The 2,800-nt window shown below is 72.0% G+C and carries 4 protein-coding genes and 1 pseudogene; 3 read left to right on the forward strand and 2 right to left on the reverse strand.

Annotated elements, in window-relative coordinates; translation table 11 throughout:
- A partial coding sequence (locus tag B4E30_RS02330) for a sensor histidine kinase (protein ID WP_286793311.1) occupies window positions 1–469 on the forward strand: 469 nt, incomplete at its 5' end.
- A 33-nt stretch (window positions 470–502) separates the two neighbouring features.
- On the opposite strand, the gene B4E30_RS02335 is transcribed toward B4E30_RS02330, so the two are convergent.
- Window positions 503–1,351 (reverse strand): universal stress protein, encoded by an 849-nt coding sequence (locus B4E30_RS02335; protein ID WP_286793312.1) that lies wholly within the window; start codon window positions 1,349–1,351, stop codon window positions 503–505.
- A gap of 45 nt (window positions 1,352–1,396) precedes the next feature.
- On the opposite strand from B4E30_RS02335, the gene B4E30_RS02340 reads away from it, so the two are divergent.
- Window positions 1,397–1,759 (forward strand): hypothetical protein, encoded by a 363-nt coding sequence (locus tag B4E30_RS02340; RefSeq protein WP_286793313.1) that lies wholly within the window; start codon window positions 1,397–1,399, stop codon window positions 1,757–1,759.
- Window positions 1,760–1,772: 13 nt separating this feature from the next.
- Here the strand turns inward: B4E30_RS02340 and B4E30_RS02345 are convergent, their stop codons facing one another.
- The gene (locus B4E30_RS02345) at window positions 1,773–2,123 is read right to left on the reverse strand and encodes a hypothetical protein (protein ID WP_071044952.1); all 351 of its coding nucleotides are present in this window, start codon (window positions 2,121–2,123) and stop codon (window positions 1,773–1,775) included.
- A gap of 250 nt (window positions 2,124–2,373) precedes the next feature.
- On the opposite strand from B4E30_RS02345, the pseudogene B4E30_RS02350 reads away from it, so the two are divergent.
- A pseudogene (locus B4E30_RS02350) lies at window positions 2,374–2,800 on the forward strand (hypothetical protein); the annotation flags it as partial.

Consider the following 2,800-nt stretch of genomic DNA (forward strand, 5'->3'; position numbering starts at 1 on the left):
CGCACCGGATCTGATCGCCGACGTGCTCTGCACCCACGAACCGCTCGCGATGGCCCGCCGACTCGACCTCACCCACTCCGCACCGGCCGACACCGTGATGCGCGTCGACCGCGGCGACGCCCTGCGGGCCCTCGGAAACCTCGTGTCCAACGCGGTGAAGTTCACTCCGGAAGGCGGGAGGGTGCTCGTCGAAGCGTCACGCGTGGACGGCGAGGTGGTGTTCACCGTCACCGACACCGGACCCGGGATGTCACCGGCCACCCTCGCTCGGGCCTTCGACCGGTTCTACCGCGCACCCGACGCCGAGACGCAGAACACCCCCGGCACCGGCTTGGGGCTCGCCATCGTCCGCGAGCTCGCCGAGCGCAACGGCGGCCGGGTCGACCTCACCTCGCCGGAGCACGGCGGCGTGCGGGCGACGCTCGCGTTCCCGGCGGTTCCGCAGCACGCCGAGGCGGGAGCACGGTGATCACCGCTGGCGTGACAGCTCGAGGGCGTCGTCTCAGCGCACCGCGATCGTCGGTGAGGTCGGATCCTCGAGCACCGACGTCGAGACCGAGCCGAGGAAGAACCGGGCGAGCGCGCCGCGGCCGTGCGTGCCGACGACGAGGAGCGCGGCATCCCGTGCCAGGTCGGTGAGCAGCTGCGCCGCGTCGGCCTCCTCGACCCGCGTGTGCACCTGCAGCTCGGGATGCGCCGCGCGCACCGGCGCGAGGGCACGCTCCACACGTTCGGTCGCGACCGGGCCGAGGTCGATCGGGGTCAGGCCGGCGGGGTCCGCCGAGCCGATCAGATAGTCACCGCTGCCGGTGAGGTCTCCGGATACGGGCACCGGCAGCCACGCACTGACGGCGATGAGCGGCTCCCCGCGACTCAGGGCCTCGTCGGCCGCGAACGCGACGGCCGCCGGCGTCACATCCGAGTCGTCGATGCCGACCACGACGCCGTGTCGGCCAACGACCGAGCCGTGCGGCACGACGGCGACGGCGGTGTGCGCGCCGGAGACGACATGACGCACGAGAGCGTCGTGGTGGTCGGCGCGATCGTGTCCGAGCACGAGCAGCGCCGCATCCTCGGACATCGCCACGAGCCCGTGGGCGAGATCCCCGGTCACCGTCTGCGCATCCACGTCGACGGGGACTCCGAGGCGATCGACGATCTCGCGCACGCGCGCCGCCTCGGCCTCGAGCAGGATGCGCGCGGTCGGCACCGCCTCGTCATCGGGCCGTTCCGGCGAGGTCGCGACGAGCGTGAGCCGCGCCTCGCGGGCCGCGGCGCGTGTCGCGGCCCAGGTCACGGCCTCCTCGGTCGACGCGGACTCGGTCACAGCCACCACGATGCGTTCGGTCATCGGACCCGCCCCTTCCGGACCGCCGTCCGCGGCACCGTCACGCCGATGCTATCGACGGCGGCGGCGTGGCACACCCCGCGACGTGGCACACTCGACGACATGGAGGACTGGGTGGATGACGCCGCGGAACAGCTGGAGAAGCTCACCGGTGATCCGATGGCCGGGGCCTCCCGCGGCACGGTGACCGTGCTGACGGCGTCCGAGCCCGACGGACGCGCGCGCTACCAGGAGTGCCGCCTGCGCCTGCGCGCGACCGGCGACGACGTCGCCGAAGCGATCGTCGAGACCGCCGTCGTCGTCGACCGCCGACACTGGCCCCGTGTGGGTGCGACGCTCCCCGCGCGCATCTCGCGTACGCACCCGGGAACGATCGACGTGAACTGGGATGCGCTCGCGCGCGGCGGCTGAGCGCCGAGCCGCCCTAGGGGATGGCGACCGGAGGGGCGACCTTCCCGGAATCCACGTCGAACGGGATGACCGCGTCGAGGTCGACGGTGAGACCGGCCGTGGAGCTGGCACGGTTCGCCAGTTCGCTGAGCGTCGGGGCGTGCAGCGGTTCCGGAGCGGCCGATCCGAAGACGAAGCGCAGCGGGATCGACGGTTCGATCCAGAGAGTCGATCGCCCGCCCTCGTCGTCGGCGGCGTTGCGCCACGACATGGTGAAGCTCTCGTGACGACGGAGCTTGGTCGCGATGACGACCTTGAGGTGCGCGAGGAGGCGATCGGGGAACTCGATGGGATCGGGCAGATTGCCGTAGTAGAGGTGGCCCATGGGATGACATCCCTTCGCCTCGCGGAGGTTGCAGAGACCGGCCACGCGAGAACTGACGCCGATACGTCAAACTCTACCTCTCATGCACACGACCGGCACCCCGATGAGAGGGATCTCACCCGCATTCGTCGGCCCCGGGGTGGCCGAGCGCGCGCAGCTTCGATAGCGTGAGCGGATCGAGGACGCCGCGGCGACACCCCGACTCGCGATGCGGAGCCGTCCTCCCGATCTGCGGAGTGGTGTGCGCGTGATGTCACGACGACGGCGAAGGCTGTTCGGCCTTCCCGCGATCGTCGTCGGCGGCGCCCTCATGCTCGCCGGATGCTGGTCGCTCGCCGACGGCGCCACCGAGTACGACGCGACGGCGGGTATCGACATCGACGGCGAGATCGATGCGACCGTCGAGGGCGTGGCAGAGGACCGTCCGCCCGCCGCCGATCCGGCCCCGGCCGATCCCACGCCGCCTCCTGCTCCCGATCCCCTGCCCCCGGAGCGTTCGGACACGGCGCCCATCGACGAACGAGAAGCCGATTCGCGCGATTCCGTGGCGACTCCGGATCCTCCGACTCCGACGTCGCCGCGTCCGGCTTCTCCGCCGCCGGCTGCGCCGGCGACGGCCGATCCGTCACCCGCACCTCCACCCGCCGAGAAGGAGGCAGACGAGGAAGCCCCTCCGG

This window comes from Microbacterium sp. UBA3394 (assembly GCF_002358725.1).
Taxonomy (GTDB): Bacteria; Actinomycetota; Actinomycetes; order Actinomycetales; family Microbacteriaceae; genus Microbacterium; species Microbacterium luteum.